21 protein-coding genes and 1 riboswitch are annotated in these 21117 nt (G+C 28.5%); of the genes, 5 read left to right on the top strand and 16 right to left on the bottom strand.

Annotated elements, in window-relative coordinates; translation table 11 throughout:
- Positions 1–66: 66 nt before the first annotated feature.
- Both BUB83_RS16020 and BUB83_RS16015 read left to right on the top strand, forming a co-directional pair.
- On the top strand, positions 67–816 hold the full coding sequence (locus tag BUB83_RS16020) for an alpha/beta hydrolase (RefSeq protein ID WP_073339621.1): 750 nt from the start codon (positions 67–69) through the stop codon (positions 814–816).
- 126 nt (positions 817–942) lie between these two features.
- Positions 943–1069: riboswitch (cyclic di-AMP (ydaO/yuaA leader) on the top strand.
- Complete coding sequence (locus tag BUB83_RS16015; protein ID WP_073339620.1) at positions 1070–1888, top strand: LysM peptidoglycan-binding domain-containing protein; 819 nt, start codon at positions 1070–1072, stop codon at positions 1886–1888. It abuts the riboswitch before it with no gap.
- A 31-nt stretch (positions 1889–1919) separates the two neighbouring features.
- On the opposite strand, the gene BUB83_RS16010 is transcribed toward BUB83_RS16015, so the two are convergent.
- From BUB83_RS16010 to BUB83_RS15985, 6 genes are all read right to left on the bottom strand, one after another.
- Positions 1920–2327 (bottom strand): arsenate reductase ArsC, encoded by a 408-nt coding sequence (locus tag BUB83_RS16010; protein ID WP_073339618.1) that lies wholly within the window; start codon positions 2325–2327, stop codon positions 1920–1922.
- Between the two features lie 23 nt (positions 2328–2350).
- Positions 2351–3400: an ACR3 family arsenite efflux transporter gene (gene arsB, locus BUB83_RS16005; RefSeq protein ID WP_073339617.1), complete on the bottom strand. Its 1050-nt coding sequence runs from the start codon at positions 3398–3400 to the stop codon at positions 2351–2353.
- Between the two features lie 14 nt (positions 3401–3414).
- Positions 3415–3789, bottom strand: coding sequence for an ArsR/SmtB family transcription factor (locus tag BUB83_RS16000; RefSeq protein WP_073339615.1), 375 nt, complete (start codon positions 3787–3789; stop codon positions 3415–3417).
- A gap of 120 nt (positions 3790–3909) precedes the next feature.
- Positions 3910–4401 (bottom strand): FMN-binding protein, encoded by a 492-nt coding sequence (locus BUB83_RS15995; protein WP_073339614.1) that lies wholly within the window; start codon positions 4399–4401, stop codon positions 3910–3912.
- A gap of 72 nt (positions 4402–4473) precedes the next feature.
- Positions 4474–5880 (bottom strand): sensor histidine kinase, encoded by a 1407-nt coding sequence (locus BUB83_RS15990; protein ID WP_207649344.1) that lies wholly within the window; start codon positions 5878–5880, stop codon positions 4474–4476.
- Entirely contained in the window at positions 5861–6565 is a 705-nt protein-coding gene (locus tag BUB83_RS15985) for a response regulator transcription factor (RefSeq protein WP_200801489.1), read from the bottom strand. The genes BUB83_RS15990 and BUB83_RS15985 overlap by 20 nt, the downstream gene beginning before the upstream one ends.
- Positions 6566–6722: 157 nt before the next feature.
- Here BUB83_RS15985 and BUB83_RS15980 point away from each other — a divergent pair, with 157 nt between their 5' ends.
- Both BUB83_RS15980 and BUB83_RS15975 read left to right on the top strand, forming a co-directional pair.
- The gene (locus tag BUB83_RS15980; protein WP_073339612.1) at positions 6723–8528 is read left to right on the top strand and encodes an urease accessory protein UreH domain-containing protein; all 1806 of its coding nucleotides are present in this window, start codon (positions 6723–6725) and stop codon (positions 8526–8528) included.
- 48 nt (positions 8529–8576) lie between these two features.
- Positions 8577–9077: a hypothetical protein gene (locus tag BUB83_RS15975; RefSeq protein ID WP_073339610.1), complete on the top strand. Its 501-nt coding sequence runs from the start codon at positions 8577–8579 to the stop codon at positions 9075–9077.
- A gap of 97 nt (positions 9078–9174) precedes the next feature.
- Here BUB83_RS15975 and BUB83_RS15970 read toward each other — a convergent pair whose 3' ends face one another.
- The 10 genes from BUB83_RS15970 to BUB83_RS15925 all read right to left on the bottom strand — a co-directional run bounded on the left by BUB83_RS15970 (position 9175) and on the right by BUB83_RS15925 (position 19537).
- Positions 9175–9855, bottom strand: a complete 681-nt coding sequence (locus tag BUB83_RS15970) for an ABC transporter ATP-binding protein (RefSeq protein ID WP_073339609.1) — start codon at positions 9853–9855, stop codon at positions 9175–9177.
- Entirely contained in the window at positions 9845–11608 is a 1764-nt protein-coding gene (locus BUB83_RS15965; protein WP_341465355.1) for an ABC transporter permease, read from the bottom strand. The genes BUB83_RS15970 and BUB83_RS15965 overlap by 11 nt, the downstream gene beginning before the upstream one ends.
- Positions 11599–12684, bottom strand: a complete 1086-nt coding sequence (locus BUB83_RS15960) for a Fe(3+) ABC transporter substrate-binding protein (RefSeq protein ID WP_073339607.1) — start codon at positions 12682–12684, stop codon at positions 11599–11601. The genes BUB83_RS15965 and BUB83_RS15960 overlap by 10 nt, the downstream gene beginning before the upstream one ends.
- A gap of 267 nt (positions 12685–12951) precedes the next feature.
- Complete coding sequence (locus BUB83_RS15955) at positions 12952–13299, bottom strand: ArsR/SmtB family transcription factor (protein WP_073339606.1); 348 nt, start codon at positions 13297–13299, stop codon at positions 12952–12954.
- A 198-nt stretch (positions 13300–13497) separates the two neighbouring features.
- A complete protein-coding gene (locus tag BUB83_RS15950; RefSeq protein WP_073339604.1) occupies positions 13498–14955 on the bottom strand; it encodes a sensor domain-containing diguanylate cyclase in 1458 nt (485 codons plus the stop codon).
- Between the two features lie 73 nt (positions 14956–15028).
- Positions 15029–16360, bottom strand: coding sequence for an APC family permease (locus BUB83_RS15945; protein ID WP_073339603.1), 1332 nt, complete (start codon positions 16358–16360; stop codon positions 15029–15031).
- Between the two features lie 174 nt (positions 16361–16534).
- On the bottom strand, positions 16535–16777 hold the full coding sequence (locus tag BUB83_RS15940; protein ID WP_073339601.1) for a DUF1292 domain-containing protein: 243 nt from the start codon (positions 16775–16777) through the stop codon (positions 16535–16537).
- A gap of 443 nt (positions 16778–17220) precedes the next feature.
- Positions 17221–17532, bottom strand: a complete 312-nt coding sequence (locus tag BUB83_RS15935) for a YbjQ family protein (protein WP_073339600.1) — start codon at positions 17530–17532, stop codon at positions 17221–17223.
- The gene (locus tag BUB83_RS15930) at positions 17513–17743 is read right to left on the bottom strand and encodes a hypothetical protein (RefSeq protein WP_073339598.1); all 231 of its coding nucleotides are present in this window, start codon (positions 17741–17743) and stop codon (positions 17513–17515) included. The genes BUB83_RS15935 and BUB83_RS15930 overlap by 20 nt, the downstream gene beginning before the upstream one ends.
- Before the next feature lie 18 nt (positions 17744–17761).
- On the bottom strand, positions 17762–19537 hold the full coding sequence (locus tag BUB83_RS15925) for a methyl-accepting chemotaxis protein (protein WP_143160570.1): 1776 nt from the start codon (positions 19535–19537) through the stop codon (positions 17762–17764).
- A 369-nt stretch (positions 19538–19906) separates the two neighbouring features.
- Between BUB83_RS15925 and BUB83_RS15920 the strand changes: the two genes are divergently transcribed.
- Entirely contained in the window at positions 19907–21082 is a 1176-nt protein-coding gene (locus tag BUB83_RS15920; RefSeq protein WP_073339597.1) for an NAD(P)-dependent malic enzyme, read from the top strand.
- Positions 21083–21117: the final 35 nt, after the last annotated feature.

Raw genomic sequence — 21117 nt, 5'->3', positions numbered from 1 at the left:
TATAATAATGAAATATATAAGGAAATATGCTACTATATTTATTATATACTTTTGTGGAGGTGTCCTATGGTAATTGAGATAAAAGGTCAAACCATTCATTATAACATACTTGGAAATGGGTTGCCCTTAATTATTCTACATGGCTTGTATTTAGATAGTATTTCAATGATTCGAGCTGTTGAAAGTCCAAGTGTTCAACTACAAGGTTTTAAAAGAATTTATATTGATATGCCAGGCATGGGGCAATCACCAAGACATGAACTTGAAAACAATTCCGATACTATGCTAGATTTATTATGTGAATTAATTACCGTACTCATTAATGATCACCCTTTTATTGTAATAGGATATTCTTATGGTGGTTATATAGCTCAGGGTATTGCAAAACGCTTTTTGCATCAAATTATTGGAGAAGTTTTAATTTGTCCTGTAATTATATCTCAACCTGAAAAAAGAATTAAAACATCAGTAACTCACCAAGATATTGATGAAAATTTTTTCAATTCTCTTGATGAGAAAACACAAAAAAAGCTATTGACGAAAATGGTTGTTATTAATGAACGAACTTACCACCGAAGTGAAGCTGATTTTTCTCGTGCCATTGCTTTGGCAGATAAGGAATTTTTAAAAGAACTTGCTGAAAAACAATACTCTAGTACTTATATTGAGTCCAATAAATCTATTCATCAACATAAGTCCCTAATATTTTTAGGTTATCAAGATACATCTGTAGGTTATCAAGATATGTTAGATAGGCTATACATATATCCCAATGCTACAGTTAATTTATTAAGCAATGCAAGTCACTCAAACTAATGTCTTTGTATCTTGTTCATATATTTTAGAATTTTTAAATTTTTTCACCTATAAAATTCCGTTGTGTACCTAATTTTCATTTGTTACATACAACTTCCATTGATTAATCATATTTTTTATATTACAATATCCATGAAGTCGAATCCTCCTCAAAGGGGGTACCGGGGGTTATATTTTGGGGTGAAGCTTTTATTAAGCAGGGGTCCTCTACTCTAACCCGTCAACTAACCCGGAAGACATAAGGAGGATACAAATGAAAAAATTTAATCATTTAAAAACACTTATATTAGCTGGAGTATTAACTACTGGAACTTTACTTTTTCCTATAACAGAAGCTTTCGCAGCTACTTATACCGTTCAAGCTGGAGATTCTCTTTATAAAATAAGTAAATTATTTGGTACTTCTACTAGTAATATTTTGAATGACAACAAACTTAATAATAGCACAATATACCCTGGACAAACCTTGTATGTTTCTAGCAAAACTTACACCGTTGGAAATGGAGACTCACTATATCTTATTTCAAAAAAATATGGTGTTACACTAGATAATTTAAGAAAATGTAATAATCTGTGGACAAATAGTATTTATCCTGGACAAGTTTTAAATATTCCTGGAACAACAACAACAACAACAACAACAACAACAACAACAACAACAACTGCTACTACTACTTCATCTAACTCCTATTCTAGTTCAATTAACTATACACAAAGTGATGTAGATTTACTTGCTAGGTTGATAACTGCTGAAGCTGAGGGTGAACCCTATAACGGTAAATTAGCTGTTGGTGCTGTAGTACTAAATAGAGTTAAAAGTAACTTATTTCCTAATTCAATAAGTTCAGTCATTTATCAAACAGTTAATGGTTATTATCAATTTACACCTGTGCTCAATGGTTATATCAACAAACCTGCTACAGCAGACTCAGTAAAAGCTGCTTATGAAGTATTAAATGGTACAGACCCAACTAATGGAGCTTTATTTTTCTATGACTATACAGTAACTAATCAATGGCTATTATCAAAACCAGTAGCCACTACTATTGCTAACTTGACCTTTGCTTATTAATAAAAATAACCACACAAAAGTGTGGTTATTTTTATAACTCTATTTCTTTATTTTCAACTCTTTTTATCAATTCTTCTACTTTTGTTTTTATTAAATCCCTAGTTACTCTGAATCCTTCTATTGGTCCACCTGATGGATCTTCAAGTCCCCAGTCTTCCATGTGTTTAGTAGGTACGAATGGACATACCACATTACACCCCATAGTTATTAATAAATCTAATTTTGGTGGGATATCTGAAAGCAACTTAGGTTTATGTTCACTCATGTCTACCCCTGCTTCCTCCATTACTTCCACCGCTAAAGGTTTAACCTGTGGATAATTTTCTGTACCCGCTGAATAAACTTCAAATATTTCACTACCTAATTTTTTTGCCCAACCTTCTGCCATTTGACTTCTACAAGAATTATGGACACATACAAAAGCTACTTTATATTTCATAATAAAAACCACCTTTTTTTATTTTAGTTAAACCATTTTCTAGTATTATTCGCTATCTTAACCAAAGCAAGCATAACAGGAACTTCCACTAAAACTCCCACAACGGTTGCAAGTGCTGCTCCTGATTGAAGTCCAAATAATGAGATTGCCACAGCTACAGCAAGCTCAAAGAAATTACTCGCTCCAATCATAGCTGCTGGTGCTGCTATGTTATGTTTTAATTTCCAAGTTTTTGACCAAAAATATGCTATGAAGAAAATCAAAAAAGTTTGTATTATTAAAGGAATTGCTATCAACACTATATGCACTGGATTATTTATAATTGTTTGTCCTTGGAAGGAGAATATAATAACTAAAGTTAATAATAACCCAATTATAGTGATATTATCAAATTTCTTTAAAAATACATTTTCAAAATAATCAAGCCCTTTTTTCTTAATAATATATCCTCTAGATAAATACCCTGCCCCTAATGGTATAACAACAAATAATACCACTGATAATATTAATGTATCATAAGGCACAACCACATCACTAACGCCTAGTAAAAATGCTACTATTGGAGTAAATGCTAACAATAAAATTAAATCATTAACAGCCACTTGCACTAAAGTATAAGCTGGATCTCCTTTTGTCAAATGACTCCAAACAAAAACCATGGCTGTACATGGAGCTGCTCCTAATAAAACTGCACCTGATAAATATTCTGTAGCCAAATCTGTTCCAATCCAAGATTTAAATACTACTTTGAAAAAAAATGCTGCTATTAAATACATAGTAAATGGTTTAATCAACCAATTTACAACACAAGTTATTGTTAATCCTTTAGGTTTTTTTGTTGCTTCTACAATACTTGTGAAATCAATTTTTAACATCATTGGGTATATCATTAACCAAATCAATATAGCAACAGGTATTGATACTTTTGCATATTCAAATCTACTTAATGTTTCTGGTATAGCTGGTATCAACGTTCCTATCATAACACCAGCTACAATACACAAAGCCACCCAAAGAGTTAGATATCTCCCAAAAATGCCCATTTCTTCTTTCACATTAATATTTTCTTCCATTTTTTTATCACCTCTTACTTGATTTTATTTAAAACAAATTCTTTATCATCAGCTATTATCTGACAATTTAGATTGTAATCAAAGTATTTTTTAACTCTACACAAATCCTTTTTGAATATTTCTTCACGGTGAAAACCTTCTTTTATAAATTGTATCAATAAACCATATTCTTCTGATAAACCTTCGTTCAATTTATAATGTATCCATTGAGCATCTTTGGAGGAGCTAATTAAATTAACACTCTTTAATTTACTTAAATGTCTAGATACATTTGATTGAGATAATTCTAATAAAACTTCCAACTCGCAAACACACAACTCTGCATTTGATAACACATTAAGTATTCTTAATCTATTTTCATCTCCTAAAACTTTAAATATCTCTATCATTTTACACCGCCTATGCATATGATTGAATTCGAATATACTCATATAGTATCATATCAAATTCATTTTTACAATACTAAACCTTTCTAGCAAATAAAAAAAATTGCACTATGACAGTAACTTTTATTTGTTAGCTATTTTTGCTTTTTCTAGAGCTTTATTAATAGCTTCTTTTAAATTATTACTTGAAGAAGTACAACCTGTTACCCCATCAACCTCTATTGACTGTTTTTCGATTATTTCTTTTGGTATTTTTCTTATAACCTCTTCGTAGTAACCTGGGGTTTGTTTGTTTTTTGTTATTTCAATACTGGCTATTTCCCCGTTTTCAACTATACAATTTACTGCTATTGCCTTATATTCTCCAGAATATACGCCATCATTATATATTTTTTTTTCAATTATAATTATTTGCTCTTCTTCTTTTACTTCTTGTTCTGTTTCTTGAATACTTATATTTACATTAACTATTTCCTCTACATTGTTTTTCTCTTTAATACTGCTATCTTCAATTTTTCCTTTTGTTGTTATATTTTTTAATGTTATACCAGCACTCACTAACAACATTATTAGCATCAACACCTTAATTACCACTATTTTATCAATTTTACTCACTTTATCTTCTCCTTTGTATAATTTCATTTTCAAAATTAATTTTTTTAGATTTATTCCTTGCACTTTAAATATTTATATATTTTGTGGGATTTCTATACTTATTTCTGTACCTTTATTCTCTTCGCTTTCAATTATGATTTTCCCATTATGTGCTTCTACTATAGCCTTTGTAATTGTTAATCCTAGCCCACGCCCTCCTGTTTCTTTGTTTCTTGATTCATCTACTCTGTATAATCTATTAAAAATTTTATCTATATGCTGCTTTTTAATTCCTATACCTGTGTCTTTTACTGAAATAACAACTTTTTCTTTATACTGTGATAAGTATATGATGATTTTACCATTATCCTTTGTATATTTGATAGAATTAGCTATTATATTTATTATAGCTTGAAGTAATTTATCCTTATCGGCATAAATTTCTAATGATTCTCCCAATAATTCAACAATTATTTTTTTAGTAGTGAACTGATTTTCAAAATTTTTCACCAAAGATTTTAAATCATCATAAAGATCAAATTTACTTTTATTTAAAACCAAATTTTCTTTCTCATAATAAGATAATTTTTCTAGATCTTTAGTCATTCTAGTAAGTCTTAGTATTTCTTCATAACAAATTTCTAATCTTTCATTAGTTGGTTGCAGAAGACCATCTATCATTGCTTCTAAATTACCCTGTAATGTAGTTAAAGGAGTTCTAAGTTCATGAGAAATATCCTCTGTCAATCTTTTTTGTAAATACTGATTTTCTTCTAGTGAATTAGCCATATTATTTACAGAATCAATTAAATTGTTCACTTCTTTTGTAGATGTTTTATGGTGAATTCTTGTAGAATATTTTCCTTTAGCAATATCTTTTGTGCTTTCTATCACCTTAGCTATAGGTCTACTTAATTTTATTGCCATAAATATTCCTACAATCGACGCCAGTAAAGCTGAAATAATTCCTACCATAAATAATACTTTATTTAATGTATTTAAAAACATAATATCATTATCATTATAATAAAAAGGCCCATAATATCCAATAATGATTTTTCCTATTGAGTTACCTTGATTTTTTATAATATATTCATCCTCAACATATCCTGCCTCAGAGCTACTACAGAAATCCTCCATATTTTCTGAAATAGTGCTTATCATATGCTGGCATTCAATACTATTATGAACATTTGCATCCCAAAGTGTGTTTTGTTTATCATCTTTAAGACTAACTATAAATCCATTTTCTAAAGCCTCTATCCCTATATTTTGTAATTCAGTATAGTTCCATTGATTTTCTTCATTAAGCTGATTCTTTATTCTATTTACTATTTCTTCGCTTGCTTTTTTTTGAACAGTTATAATATATTTTTCAAATTCTGATTTTATAAATCTATCAAGCAAAATCCCCGTAATACTTATACAAATTAAAACAACTATTAAATATGATATAATAAGCTCTTTCTTTAGATTTAATTTAATTTTTCTCCCCTCCAAATTTATATCCAATTCCATGTACAGTCTTTATGTAGCAAGGATTCTTTTGATCATTTTCAATTTTTTTTCTTATGTTTTTTATATGGGAATCAATGGATCTATCAAAACCTTCATAACATTCATTAAAACTTAAACAAACAATTTCCTCTCTTGTAAAAGCTTTATTCGGATTTGTAGCTAAAAGAGTAAAGATTTTGTATTCTGTTGATGTCAAATTAATGACTTCCTTATTTTTCTTCACTTCGTATCTTAAAGTATCAATTTCTAATTCCCCATTATTAAAACTTAATACATTTGATTTATTTTCTTTGTCTTCCCCCACTCTTCTAAAAATAGCATTTACCCTTGCCACCAATTGTCTAGGACTAAAAGGTTTTATTATATAATCATCAGCGCCAATATTAAGTCCATTAATTATGCTTTCTTCCTCTGTTTTAGCTGTAATCATTATAATTGGAGTATTATATTTACTTCTTATAGTTTTGCATATCTCTTCTCCACTTATTTGGGGGAGCATTAAGTCAAGCAAAATCAAATTAGGTTTTAACTGTTCTACTTTATTTAAAATTTCCCTTCCATCTGGTATATGATAAATAGAGTATCCTTCTTTCTCTAGATATACTTTGATTATTTCTACTATATTTATTTCATCTTCTACGATTAAAATATACTTATTGTCCAAAATTTTTCCTCCTACTTTTATACTTCTCCTGATTATAAATATTATTATACTATTAAAACATGTATTTTATATGGAGAATTACAATTTATAAATAATCTCCATAAAATCTCTACATCTTTATGCTAAAGTATTTTTATAAACTTTACGAAGGGAAGATCATATGGATATTAAAAAAGAAAAAATATTAATTAAAGATATGTATTGTAAATCTTGCGAAAAAATTATCGAAAAAGTTTTAAGAAAACTACCAGGAATTATAAATGTAGTAGCTAGCTATGAAGAAGAATTGGTTTTTGTTGAATATGATAAGAATGTTTTAACCATGGTACAAATTGAAGATTCCATTATTTCAGCTGGATATTCTATAAAAAATAAAAATTCTTCTATTGAGATTAAAAATCTTCTAGGAATTTTAAGTGCTGGTTTAATTATTATTTTTCTGGGTAAATACTCTGGATATTTTAATATGGATTCAATGTTAAATGGAAAAGTTGGTTATTTGATTTTATTTACTGTGGGTTTATTCACTTCTCTTCACTGCTTAGGCATGTGTGGTGGTATCATGCTTTCTCAAACTGTGACCATAAAAGATAGTCCCAAATCCACAAATTTCAAACCTGCTATTTTTTATAACTTAGGAAGAGTAATATCTTACACATTTTTAGGTGGAATTATAGGGGCTTTAGGTTCTCTTTTTTCCCTCTCTATTTACACTAAAGCTTTTATTACCATATTTGCTGGAGTATTCATGATAATTATGGGCTTCAATATGGCTGGGTTTTATTTGTTCAAGAAATTAAGTTTAAAGTTTCAATTTATCTCTTGTAAAAATAAATTGAAATCCAGTTCACCTTTTATAGTAGGAATACTGAATGGCTTTATGCCTTGCGGTCCACTACAAACTATGCAATTATACGCTTTAGGTACAGGAAGTTTTCTTGGCGGAGCTACTTCAATGTTCTTTTTCTCTTTAGGAACACTACCATTAATGCTATTCTTTGGGGCTTTAACTGGATTTTTAAGTAAAAATTACACAAAGAAAATTCTTAAACTTAGTGGTGTATTGGTACTAATTTTGGGATTAATTATGACTAATAGAGGACTTTCTTTAAATGGAGTAAATTTAAGTTCCTTTATGCTTAATACCAATTCAACTGTGGTTTTAAATGAAAACAAGGATGCTAATTTTGTTAAAGCTGAACTAAAAAATGGCTATCAAGAAGTTACTATTACCGCCCTTGCTAGTGGTTATTTTCCAAATGTAGTTTATGTTGAAAAAAATATTCCTGTGAAATTAACTATACTAGGTGATGAACTTACTTCTTGTAATAATGAAGTTGTAATTCCCACTTATAACCTACAAAAGAAATTAATCTCTGGAGAAACTATTTTTGAATTTACTCCTGACGGTAAAGATATTTCTTTTAGTTGTTGGATGGGTATGCTTAATGGAATTATAAAAGTCACAGATGATTTGAATTCCATAGACCAAAATAATGTAGATACAACTGTTCCCTTCACCGAAGGGTGTTGTGGAGAAGAAACTACATCTAATGCTTCTTCCACCGAAAGCATATACGGTTCTGATTTAAATTCAGTTTCAACGGAAAAATTGATTAAAAAAACAGAAATAACTGATGACAAACAAACAGCTATAATACAAGGAATTCAATATGAATTTTACCCTTTAATAACTGTTGTTCAAAAGGATTTAAATTTATTCCTCACAATTGATTTACAAAAATTTATTGCATTTGCAGATAACATTTCTATTTATGATTTAGAAACTCAAACCCGACTTTACACTTCTGACATAACAGATTCTTTAATATCCATAGATATGACTTTTAATGAATCTAAGGGATATGGTATTCTAATTGATGATAGCTTAATTTCAATTATTGAAGTAGTAGATTCGTTAGAAACTTCAGATTTAGAAGCTATAAGAAATATTTATTTACCCTAGTTAAAAAAATAAAAATATATAATTTATTCACTTAAGGAGAAATTAAACATGAAAAAATTAATATTCAATTATATGGTTTACGTAATTTACTTTCTTGGCATAGGACTTGTATCTAGCGGTATAGTTTTAATGCCCTTTAATCACATTAGATATTCTATTATACTTACTCTTGGATTGACTTTATTTATTGCAGGTTCATTCTTTAACGAAGTTGTGATAAATAAACATAAATTATCTTCCAAAGAAATTTTCTCTTTATTACTATTATCCCTAACCCTGGCTATAGGAATCGGAATGATAAGTGGAGGAATTTCTCATTTTAAAGAAAGTCCTGTTTACGCATCATATTTAATTCCTTTAGGAATTGTATTATCTTTATTAAGCTACACCTATAAAAATAATTATAAATTACTAAAAAAAGAAAAAATAGTTTTAATAGTTGGAGTATTTATGATAGCAATTGTATTACACTTAATACTTGGTATTATGGGTTCTTCCATAACTGGACAAGGTGGCGATATCTTTAATTCAATGGATTCAATGCACTAATATTACATTGAAAAAAAAGAAGTTCAAATAAAGAATAGGACTAAAGTAGCATTTTATAGGGATCCCTATTGCTCTTTAGTCCTATTTTTCAACCTTATTATCTAAGAACTTCATAAGGAGTCCCAACAGATATCACTTTACCCTTTTCAAGAATAATTACTTTATCTGCTATAGCTATGGAATCTTCTTTATCATGAGTAACAAATATAGAAGTTGTATTTGCTTTCTTTAAAATATGCTTTAACTCATTTCTTATTTTACTTTGAAGGTCTGCATCTAAATTACTAAAAGGTTCATCCAACAAAAGTAAAGAAGGTTTTGGTGCTAAAGCTCTTGCCAGTGCCACTCTTTGTTGTTGCCCTCCACTTAATTCATAAGAATATCTTTCTTTATACTCAGATAAATTAACTAGTTCTAAAACCTCTTCCATCCTCTTGTTTTTTTCCATTTTATTTAACTTTTTAAGTCCAAACTTCACATTCTGTGCTATAGTCATATGAGGAAATAAAGCATAATCTTGAAAAACCATACCAACCCCTCTTTTTTCTGGAAAAACAAATTCTTTATCACTAACCATAACTTTACTATCTATAACAATCTCACCCTGACTTGGTTCTTCTAAACCTGAAATCAATCTTAACACAGTGCTTTTACCGCTTCCACTTTGCCCCAAAATTGAAACTATTTCACCTGAATTTATTTCAATATTAAAATTGTTAATGGTGTCTTCTTTTGAGCTTTTATATCTAAATTTTAGATTATTAATCTTAACCGACATTTTTTTCCTCCCTATCTCCTAATTTATAAAAGAAGTATATTAATATAGTACTAATTATAATAATAATCAAAGATGAAATAGCTGCTTCTTGTACCATTTCATCATTGGCATATTCAAAGGATTTTGTTGCCAATGTATTAAAATTAAAAGGTCTAAGTATAAGAGTCAACGGCAATTCCTTTAATACATCTACAAAAACAAGTAAAAATGCACTTATAACAGCTGATTTTATCATTTTAAAATCAACTTTTAAAAAAGTTTCAGTTATTCCCATTCCTAACATTCTAGAAGCTTCAAAAAACTTTAACCCCACTTTTTCATACCCTGCTTCAATAGGATTGTATCCTATTGCTAAAAACCTCACTATATAAGCAAAAATAAGCATTATTATACTTGTACTCAAAACTAGTTTCCCCGTATTAGGATTTATAATCTTGTATAACCAAAATAATTTATTATCTAAACTAACAAAAAATACTATTACTCCTATTGATATAACAGCTCCAGGGATTGAATACCCAATCATCGTAATCCTAGAATAAATTTTAGATATAAAACTATTATTTATTCTACAATAATTTGAAATTATCAAAGCAACTATAATTATAATAACTGAGGAGTATGCTGCAACTAACAAAGAGTTTCCCAAAAGAATAATAAATTTATAACTCAATATAGTTTTATACGTTATTGAAGCCCAGTATAACAATTGTATTAAAGGTATAAGAAAACCAAAAGAAAAAATAGTAACTCCATAGATAGAAGCCAATACTTTCTTAATTCCTTTTAGCTCTATCAATTTTAATGGTCGAATTTTTGTAGTGGTAAAGCTGTATTTTCTTCTTCCTCTTAAGAAATGTTCGAAAACAAGAATACTCACCACCATCATCATTAATATAGCTGATAATCTAATTGAAGATTCCAAATCCCCCATACTAAACCAAGTTTTAAAAATAGCCGTACTAAATGTTTGTACTCCAAAATACTTAACCACACCATAATCATTTAATACTTCTAATATAACTAAACTAACCCCGCCTACAATAGAAACTCTTGAAATTGGAAGAACTATCATAAAAAATATTTCTGTATAACTTCTTCCTAAAACTATTGCATTTTCAATTAATGCTGAGGATTGTTTTTCTAAAAAGGATTTTGTAATCAAATAAACATAAGGAAACAAGAATATTGTAAATACAAATATTGCTCCTTCCATGGACATAATATTAAAATATTTTTGATTAACACTTATATTAAAACTATTTCTTAGAAAACTTTGAAAAACTCCTGTATATTTTAAAATACCATGATAAGTATAAGCCCCAATATAAGCTGGTATAGCCAATGGTAATACCAATGCCCATTTCAAAAAATTCCTAAAAGGAAATTGATAAACAGAAATCATCCAAGCTAAACTTGTACCTAAAATTATTGTGAACAGCCCTGTAAAAAAAATTAATACAGTAGAATTTATCACAAAATCTTTTAAAAGATATTCCTTTATATGAGTCCAGTTTTCATTGGGAGCTTGAAAAAGCTTTATAAAAATATTTACATTAGGAATTACAATTAACAATATAAATATAAAACTTAAGATTCCCCATATATTTATAGGTTTTTTTAACCCTCTAATTTTTCCCATTGTTTCACATCCTTCTTTTTTTAATACCTTATAAAATAATCCTGAATATGTATCATTAAACAAATAGCAACCATTACGGCTGCCATTTGTATTATCATTTCTTATTTCCAACCCACTTCATTAAATATTTTTGCAGCTGTTGCATTATATTCACCTAATAAAGATAAGTCTATGTCTTGTGCTTTAAAATCTCCCCATGATTTTAATAACTCTGATGGTTCTACTTCTGGGTTTACTGGATATTCAAAGTTTCCTTCTGCAAAAACTTTTTGTGCTTCTTTTCCTGATAAGAATTCCATTAATTTAATAGCATTTTGCTTATTTTTAGAGTATTTAGTAACTCCTACTCCACTGATATTTATATGAGTTCCTGCATCCTCTTGGTCTGGGAAGAATACTCCAACATTTTCAGCTACTTTTACTTCTTCTGGCTCAGTAGATGTAAGCATTTTTCCTAAATAATATGTGTTCATGATAGCTACATCCCCTTCTCCAGCAACTACTGCTGTAGCTTGGTCTCTATCATTTCCTTCTGGTTCTCTAGCCATATTGTTCACAATTCCTGCTGCCCATTCTTTAGCTGCTTCTTCTCCATTTATAGCAATAAATGAAGCTAGTAAAGATAAATTATATATATTTTCTGAAGATCTTACTAATACTTTGCCATTCCATTTTTCAGTTGTTAAATCATCATAAGTAGATAATTCAGAGGGATCTACTCTATCTTTAGAATAAACTATAACTCTACCTCTAACTGTTAATCCATACCATTGATTATCTGCATCTCTAAAATTTTCTGGTACATTTGCTTCTAATGTTTCACTTGTAGCTGATTGCAATAAACCTGTCTCTTTAGCGTTATATAATCTCCCAACATCTGCTGTGATTAACAAATCAGCTTCTGTATCCTCACCTTCTCTTGTAAGTCTTTCAATCAACTCATCTGATTTACCTGTTACTACATTAACCTTAATTCCTGTTTCTGTTTCAAACTGATCAAATAATTCTTGATCCGTATCATAATGTCTGTCTGTATATAAATTTACAACTTGTTCTTCAGTTTTAACTGCTTCTGTTTGTTGTACTTCTGCACCATTATTTACTGCATTACTACCACACGCTGCCAAAACTAAAATTGATGAACCTACTAATGCACTTGCTATAACTTTTTTAATAATTTTTTTCATCCTTTGTTCCTCCTGAACATTTATGTATTTTTTAATTGATAACCATTCTCAATCTACTCGCTTATTGTAATTGAAAATCATTATCATGTCAATAGTTTTTTAATTTATTTTTTTTCTATCAACAATATTTTTTATAATTTATTAACACAAAAAAAACACCTGGCCATGTAACTAGGTGTTTTACTATTATAAAGTTATCCCTTTTTTACTATAAAAATTTCTTAATTTATTCTACTTTTACATCATTTGCTGATATTAAACTTCTATCTATTTTTTAATTCCGTTAATTTTAATTTCTTTAATTTCATCTGCTTTACCTAGTCTTTCAATATCCTTAATTAAAATATTCTCATGATAATTCTCAATAATACTTTTAAGTATTTCATATAACATTTTATTTTCTATTAAAGAATAATAAATAAATTGTTCTTTTCTCTCATCCTTAACAAAACCTAAATCCCTAAGTTTTCCCAAATGTTTAGAAATTTTTGGTTGTGACTCCTCTAATATGCCTTGTATTTGGCACACACATAATTCTCTATTATACAAGAGTACCAATATTCTAAGTCTAGTTTCATCTGATAAAACTTTAAATAAATTTGTTAAATTATCCATTTTACAATTTCTCCTTACTCTATTATCTTAAGTATGTATAAATTAATATACTCATATGAGTATATGTTAACCTTCAAATTTTTATAAGTCAATACTTTTATCCAATGATAGATATAGGTATCCCAGTTCAACTATTAAGTTTCACAATGGGATACCTATAGAACTTTTATTGTTTATATATTTACATATGACTATCAATTATTTTTTATTCCTTTTATCTTCGTACATCTTCTTATCAGCTGATTCTACAAACTCATCTATTTTCCAAATGCTTTTATACTCTTCAATCCCATAACTAAAAGAAATTTTAAAAGGCATTTCCATGGTATTATTAATATTGTCAACCTCATTAATAATTTGAGCAAGTTGTATTTTAGATTTTTCAATAGTACTATCTTGAAAAATAATTAAAAATTCATCTCCACCTAATCTAACAATATTTTCTGAAGATATTCTTATTTTGTTAATAGCTTCCACTACAAATTTAATTAGCATATCTCCATAAGCGTGTCCAAAATTGTCATTGACTTTTTTTAGTCCATCGATATCAATAAAACAAATAATTAAATTCACTCCTAGAGTATGCTTTTTATCTATTGCTTTTGTAAGCCTATCTAAGCCTGCTCTTCTATTTAACACTCCTGTCATCTCATCAAATTGAGCTTGTTGATTTAATTTACTATTTACTATTTTAATTTCATCAAGCATAAGGTTTATATCCGTTGATAATTCTGTGAATTCATCATTTCCATTTATATTAATTCTATTATTTATATTTTCATTATTAGTAATTTTTCTAACTTGTTTAGTCAATCTATCTAACTTTGAAATTATTACTTTATTTAGTGAAATATAAATCATAATTCCAAAAAAGAAAAGAACAAGCGTAATGACAATTATTGTAAAGTTAGAGTTTTTTGTACCAAGATTACTTATATCATTAAAAAGTTCCACTGTTATTTTTATATAACTCTCGCTATTAACAAAAGGTATATATACTATTCCTTGGCTTATATTTTTGTCTATCTTTTTTATAATTTCTTGATATTGTGGTTCTTCTATTGTTTCAAAGGTAAAATCCAACGAAGATTTTTCAGATAAATCTTCTATTAAATCTTGGTCTATCTCAAAAGCCATTACAATTTGTCCAATAGGTTTGGCTAATCCTTTATTATCTGTGATTGACTTTGAGGAATACACAATATACTTATCTTCAAAAAGCATAATACCATAAGTATCTTTATATTTATTGAATTCTTCTACTATTTTATCTGGAATTAATGAAATTTCATCATCTTCTTTAGAATGTTCAGCTCCATATAAAATTTCACCTTTATCATTTTCAATGAGCAAATAATTTAATTCTAAATCATAAAAAGTTTGGATAGTTATATTTGAATCAATATATTCTGGATACTGTCCCAATATAAAATTATATGTATCATTCCATTTTGCCCAATCATTGTTTATATATTCCAGTTCTTCCTCTATATTTATTAAATTTTGCTTAACTCTATCTAGTTTGTAATTAAATACATTCATTTCTGCTTCCATGTACCCATTCATGTTAATTTGTTTTATAACTATTGAACTAGTTATAATCACTAACACGCTAAAAACTAATGTTATTATATTAAACTTAGATCTAATTTTCATATTATCACCTCAAAAAACAAATGCAATTATAAAATAAGCTCAGATTAACTGAGCTTATTTTTGTATATCTAAATTATTTTCTGTAGAAAACCAAACCAAGCAAGATAAGCGCAATTGAAATTATAAGATAAATTCCTATGCTTGGATTACTTACACCACCATAAACTATTATCAATGAACCAATAATAGCAAAACTTGGTATACCAAATCTTCTCCATTTATTTAAATCTGTGAATTTTTTCATATACCATACATAAAGAAAAATGTACAAACCATATATTAAAACTATTGGAATTTCATCTAAGCCAATATATTGTCCGAACCAATTATTCAAACTTCCATACCAAATGACTCCATATACAATTGTTACTAAAAATGCATATATTGTTGTATAAGGTGGCATATCTGATTTTGTATTAACTTTTCCTAAAAGCTTAGGAGCTGGACCATGATTTCTAATAGCTAGTGAAAACAAAGTACGAATACTTGATATAACTAGTCCATTTAATGTTCCTAAACAAGAAACTACAACAAAAGCTGTTAATATTACTCCCGCGGTACTTCCAAACAAACTATTTGCTGCCATGCTTATTGCATTGTTTCCTTCTGCAACTATAGTACCAGTAGCTAAGCTTCCTGAAATGCCCAAGAAATAAGTAATATATACAGTAAATACTACAATTGCTCCTATTACTAAAGCCTTAGGTAAGTTTTTCTTAGCATCCTTTATTTCATTATTAATTGTTGTTGCAGCAATCCATCCTTCATAAGCAAAAGCAGTGGCAACAACTGCCGAAGCTAATGTTCCAGTTCCGCTACCTATAGATTTTGCAGCATTAGAAAAATTTTCTACCATAATTCCATTTGATAATCCTGATATACTACCTACAATTGCAACTAATGCTAATGGTATAAGTTTAACCACAGTAGTTGTAACCTGAAATTTGCCAGATAAAATTGGTGAATAATAATTTAGTGCATATCCTGCTACCAAATAAATTATTGCAAGTATCCAAGTCATAGGAGAGTTATCTGGGTTTTGACTTCCAAATAGCACTAATGTGTACAAAGCTGCAACCCATGCAACTATTGCTGAAAGTGGTGTATAGTAAACTATCCCTTTAAACCATCCAACCATATATCCAAATTTTTCACCATAAGCTTCTTCAGAATAATCAACAATTCCATTTGCCTTTTCAATTCTTTGTGCAAATTCTGCAAATACCAAAGAACCAAATATCATTGAAATAGCACCAATTATCCATGCTAAAAGTGCAAGAATTAAATTTCCTTTCGTTAAAGCTAAAACGTCGTCTGCTTTAAAAAATACCCCTGATCCAATTACAACTCCTACTACCATCGCAATTGCCGTCCATAGACCATATTTTTTTTCAAGTGTTTTCATTTCTACTCCCCTTTTTAATTATATTTAATTATAAAACAAGTTCAGAATAATTGATTTTTTATAATATTTAGCTTTTATTATATCATAGAAATATCTACTGATACACAATATTTTTTTAAATTAAGTTTTATTCTCTATAATACAAAAAACCTGCGACAATACGTCGCAAGTTTTTTATATATCAGTATGCTTAGAATTATATGCTTCCAAAACTTTTTTGAATTCTGTTCCACTTCCAATTGATTCATATTCGGTTTTACCATGAGTTGTTACTTCTTTATAAGCATGAGCTTCATCAGAATTTTCACCGGATACTATAACATACTTAGATTTTCCTATCTTTATTGCATCAATTATTTCAATATTTATAGATTGACCTTGATCATTAACTACCGACATAGTATTTGCTTGTTCCATAACCATTCTCCTTTATAATATAATGTCTTTATTATGCACAAAAAATCTCATATTTATTTATCTTTTCCTCTAAAATTAAATGAATAAATGTAAATTAATCTGGAATAATATATCTAGAATAGAAAATAGAAAGGGGTGAGCTAATTGGGTTTCAAAGAAAAGTTATCTAACAAACAAAAATCTGCTTTTGGAAAAAAACAAAAAGATAAAGGTAACAATAATAATTTAAATGAACCTAAAAAAGAAAAATAGGTTAAAAATATTATTTTATATCTAAAAAAGGAATAAAAAAAGTTTGATTCAAAATAAACTAATCAAAAACATCAAACAAATAATTAAAAATATAATAATAAAAAGTAAAGTCGAGAAATTCTCACTTTACTTTTTATTATTCACTACTTGACTTTAAACAATCTTTATATTTTTATTTTAAAAATATTTTATTACTTAAATTTAACCGCAGTTCCATACACTATCACTTCAGCAGAGCCTTGCATTATAGCACTTGTAGCATATCTAATATTTATAACAGCCTCTGCACCCAATTGTTCTGCTTCTTTTACCATTCTTTTAGTAGCTATAGCTCTTGCTTCATTCATCATTTCTGAATAAGCCACAATTTCGCCACCTACTAAAGTTTTTAATCCACTTAAAAGGTCTTTACCTACATTTTTAGAGTGTACTGTTGAACCTTTAACTATTGATAATGTTTCCACTTCTTTTCCGCTTACATAATCAGTATTTACTAAGATCATCCTTATCTTCCTCCCTTATTTCTTTTATTCTTTCTATTAAATTAATAATTAATGCCCACATTATTGTAACAAAAATCAAAATAGCAATGATAATAAAAATCAAAGGAGTTTCCGATGATAATAATCCAAAAACTAATGCATATCCATATCCAAATATAATAATTCCCATAAAAATAGTAATTATTATAGCAGTACCCATTCCTTTTTTCATAAAATCGCTCCTTTAAAACTAATTTTCTAATTCTATTCTTTCAACTTTTCTGATCTTTTTAATTTCTTCACTGTATTCATCTATTTCTTGTTCTTCACTTTCAACATAATTCAGCAGAAGTGCCTGTCCATTATTCTTTAATTTGAATTTTCCTACTTGTTCTTTAAGCATAGACGCCTGTCCGGAAAGTTCTTCACTAGCTGAAGCTGTTTCTTCTGATGTAGCTGAAGTAGTTTGAACTACATTGGCTATTTGAGTAATTCCTCTGTTTACTTGCTCAGCTCCTATTGCTTGTTCAACTGAAGCCAAAGCGATATTACCTACTAAACTAGCAGCTTGAGAAACATCTTCAACTATTTTATTAAGAGCGTCTGAAGTTCTGTTTGCAATTTTTGTACCTCCTTCAACTTTTTTAACAGAGCCTTCTATCATTTCCGTTGTTTCTTTTGCAGCATTTGATGAACGAAGTGCAAGATTTCTAACTTCTTCTGCTACTACTGCAAAACCCCTGCCATATTGTCCTGCTCTGGCAGCTTCAATAGCTGCATTAAGAGCTAGTATATTTGTTTGGAAAGCAATTTCTTCTATAACTTTAATTATTTTTGAAATATTCATAGAAGATTCGTTAATCTCAGCCATAGCTTTTAACATATCCTCCATTTGATTTTTGCCATCTTGAGCATTATTTCTAGCTTTCTCCGTAATATCTTTTGCTAAATTAGCATTTTTTGCATTTTGCTTTGTTTGCTTTGAAATTTCTTCTATAGTTGCTGATAATTGTTCTACAGAACTTGCTTGCTCTGTTGCACCCTGTGATAATGACATACTAGAATTTGCAACCTGATTCGAACCACTTGCTACTTGTTCTGCTGCTTCATTAATATTAAATAAAGCTTCATTTATATTATTAGTCATGGTATTAAAAGCTTCTCCTAAAATACCAATTTCATTTTTATTTTCAATATCAATTTCTATATCCAAATTTCCTTCTGCAATCCGCTCTGATGCATGTAACAACTTATTTATTGGTTTACTAATTGACCTTGAAATAACCATACCAAAAACAATTGCTACTATTAAAGCCATAAAAATAATAACTATCATGCTGACATATGAATCACTAAAATTAGTTTGACTATCTTCTAACAAAACCACAGCTTGTTGTTTATTTAATTCTATTAAATTATCTATATTTTCACTAACCACGTCCCATGCACTATTAAAATCACTTACAAAAACTAAAGCACCCTCATAATCACCTTTCTTTAAAGTAATTTCATAAATCATAGCAAAACGATTATAATTAGTTAAACTCGAATCCAGTTTTATTAACTCAACATTCTCATCTTTTGTTAAATCTCTTTCTTTATATTTTTTAATCATTTCCTGGTATCCCAACGTTAATTCTTCTATTTCATCCATTGTTTGTTCTATTTTAGTTGTATCTTTTTCAGACAACATATATAAATGCTTAGCTCTTATAAGTAATATATTCTTTTGAACTTCTGATACATATGTAATTGGTAAAAGTCTTTTTTCATATATTTCTAATGAATTTTTATTAGTGCTATTCATATTTTTCAAAGCAACTAAACCTACAAATGAACTTACCAATCCTATTAATACAAAAGCACTTATTAATTGTTTTGCTAATTTAATATTCTTAAAAGCCGCTAATAAGTTCAATTTTTTTAGAAACTTGAATTTACTTCTTAATTTAACTTTTTTAAAAGTATTACTAGATTTGCGTTCTTTCTTTTTAAATTTCCCTTTAAAATAAGTAAACATTTTCATTTCGTATTCACTCCTAATTTGATTTTATTTATTTAAGCCCATTTTTAATACGCAAAAGAATGTACTTTTCAATTAATTATAATGGTCTTTTGAATTCTTTTTAATTTTACATTAAATTAGCTTATTATACATATATCTATATATTATATCAACCTGGCTTATATGTCAATAATCACCTGTTTATACTAATAAATTTTTATACCACATTGACTACATACTTCACATATGCTATTGCAGCATTTCTTAGCTTTAATTATTCTTGAATAGTTTAAAACTATTGAATCATAAGCAAATTATATTATTAAAATAAAATTTAATCTGCTACTATATAATATATAATCTTAAAAATGAATTTAAGGAGGAATTATTATGCTAGATTACAATGCCTTGGCATTACAAATGCATGAAGAAAAAAAAGGAAAAATATCTGTAGTTTCTAAATTAAAAATACAAAATAAAGATGACTTAAGTACCGCCTATACGCCTGGTGTTGCTGAGCCCTGCAGAAAAATTCATGAAAACAAAGAAAATGTATATAAATATACATCAAAAGGAAATTTAGTTGCAGTTGTATCTGATGGAACTGCCGTACTTGGTCTTGGTGATATCGGTCCTGAAGCAGCTATGCCGGTTATGGAAGGAAAAGCTATTTTATTCAAAGAATTTGCAGATGTGGATGCATTTCCAATATGTCTTGATACAAAAGATGTAGATGAAATAGTAAAAACAGTAAAATACTTAGCCCCAACTTTTGGTGGAATAAATTTAGAAGATATATCCGCTCCTAGATGTTTTGAAATAGAAAGACGCCTAAAAGAGGAACTGAATATTCCTGTATTTCATGATGACCAGCATGGTACGGCCATTGTAGTTTTAGCTGGAATTATAAATTCAGTAAAATTAGTTAAAAAAAATATTGAAGATGTAAAAATAGTTATTAATGGTGCTGGTTCAGCTGGAATATCAATTTGTAAATTATTACTTTTGTATGGTGCAAAAAACATTGTCCTTTGTGATAAGCAAGGATCATTAGTTGAAGGAGCAGAATGGATGAATCCTGTTCAAGCTGAAATAGCTACAAAAACCAACAAACTTATGGAATCAGGTTTATTGAATCATATTATTAAAGGAAAAGATATTTTTATAGGTGTTTCTGGCCCAAATGTTTTAAATTCTGAAATGGTTTCAACTATGAATAAGGATTCAATAATATTTGCCATGGCAAATCCAACTCCTGAAATAATGCCTGAAGAAGCAAAAAAAGGCGGTGCAAGAGTAATAGCTACAGGTCGTTCTGATTTTGCAAACCAAATTAATAATGTATTAGTATTCCCTGGTATTTTTAGGGGTGCTTTAGATTCAAAAGCAACTGATATCACTGAAGAAATGAAACTAGCTGCTGCAAAAGCTATTTCAGAAATAATATCAGATGAAGAATTAAATGAAGATTACATTATTCCAGGTGCTTTTGATAAAAGAGTATCTCCAGCTGTAGCAAAAGAAGTAGCTCAGATAGCCATAAAAACAAAAATATCTAGAATTTAAACAAAGGGAATCCTATGAGTTAGGATTCCTTTGTT

It is taken from the genome of Clostridium grantii DSM 8605, assembly GCF_900129965.1.
Lineage (GTDB): Bacteria > Bacillota > Clostridia > Clostridiales > Clostridiaceae > Clostridium_AF > Clostridium_AF grantii.
The sequence above is the reverse complement of the archived record's forward strand: the minus strand, read 5'-3'. Positions and strand labels throughout refer to the sequence as shown.

Coding starts and splice junctions, on each gene's coding strand:
- BUB83_RS16020 (WP_073339621.1), top strand. CDS start 67: ATGGTAATTGAGATAAAAGGTCAAACCATTCATTATAACATACTTGGA.
- BUB83_RS16015 (WP_073339620.1), top strand. CDS start 1,070: ATGAAAAAATTTAATCATTTAAAAACACTTATATTAGCTGGAGTATTA.
- BUB83_RS16010 (WP_073339618.1), bottom strand. CDS start 2,327: ATGAAATATAAAGTAGCTTTTGTATGTGTCCATAATTCTTGTAGAAGT.
- arsB (WP_073339617.1), bottom strand. CDS start 3,400: ATGGAAGAAAATATTAATGTGAAAGAAGAAATGGGCATTTTTGGGAGA.
- BUB83_RS16000 (WP_073339615.1), bottom strand. CDS start 3,789: ATGATAGAGATATTTAAAGTTTTAGGAGATGAAAATAGATTAAGAATA.
- BUB83_RS15980 (WP_073339612.1), top strand. CDS start 6,723: ATGGATATTAAAAAAGAAAAAATATTAATTAAAGATATGTATTGTAAA.
- BUB83_RS15975 (WP_073339610.1), top strand. CDS start 8,577: ATGAAAAAATTAATATTCAATTATATGGTTTACGTAATTTACTTTCTT.
- BUB83_RS15970 (WP_073339609.1), bottom strand. CDS start 9,855: ATGTCGGTTAAGATTAATAATCTAAAATTTAGATATAAAAGCTCAAAA.
- BUB83_RS15960 (WP_073339607.1), bottom strand. CDS start 12,684: ATGAAAAAAATTATTAAAAAAGTTATAGCAAGTGCATTAGTAGGTTCA.
- BUB83_RS15955 (WP_073339606.1), bottom strand. CDS start 13,299: ATGGATAATTTAACAAATTTATTTAAAGTTTTATCAGATGAAACTAGA.
- BUB83_RS15950 (WP_073339604.1), bottom strand. CDS start 14,955: ATGAAAATTAGATCTAAGTTTAATATAATAACATTAGTTTTTAGCGTG.
- BUB83_RS15945 (WP_073339603.1), bottom strand. CDS start 16,360: ATGAAAACACTTGAAAAAAAATATGGTCTATGGACGGCAATTGCGATG.
- BUB83_RS15940 (WP_073339601.1), bottom strand. CDS start 16,777: ATGGAACAAGCAAATACTATGTCGGTAGTTAATGATCAAGGTCAATCT.
- BUB83_RS15935 (WP_073339600.1), bottom strand. CDS start 17,532: ATGATCTTAGTAAATACTGATTATGTAAGCGGAAAAGAAGTGGAAACA.
- BUB83_RS15930 (WP_073339598.1), bottom strand. CDS start 17,743: ATGAAAAAAGGAATGGGTACTGCTATAATAATTACTATTTTTATGGGA.
- BUB83_RS15925 (WP_143160570.1), bottom strand. CDS start 19,537: ATGAAAATGTTTACTTATTTTAAAGGGAAATTTAAAAAGAAAGAACGC.
- BUB83_RS15920 (WP_073339597.1), top strand. CDS start 19,907: ATGCTAGATTACAATGCCTTGGCATTACAAATGCATGAAGAAAAAAAA.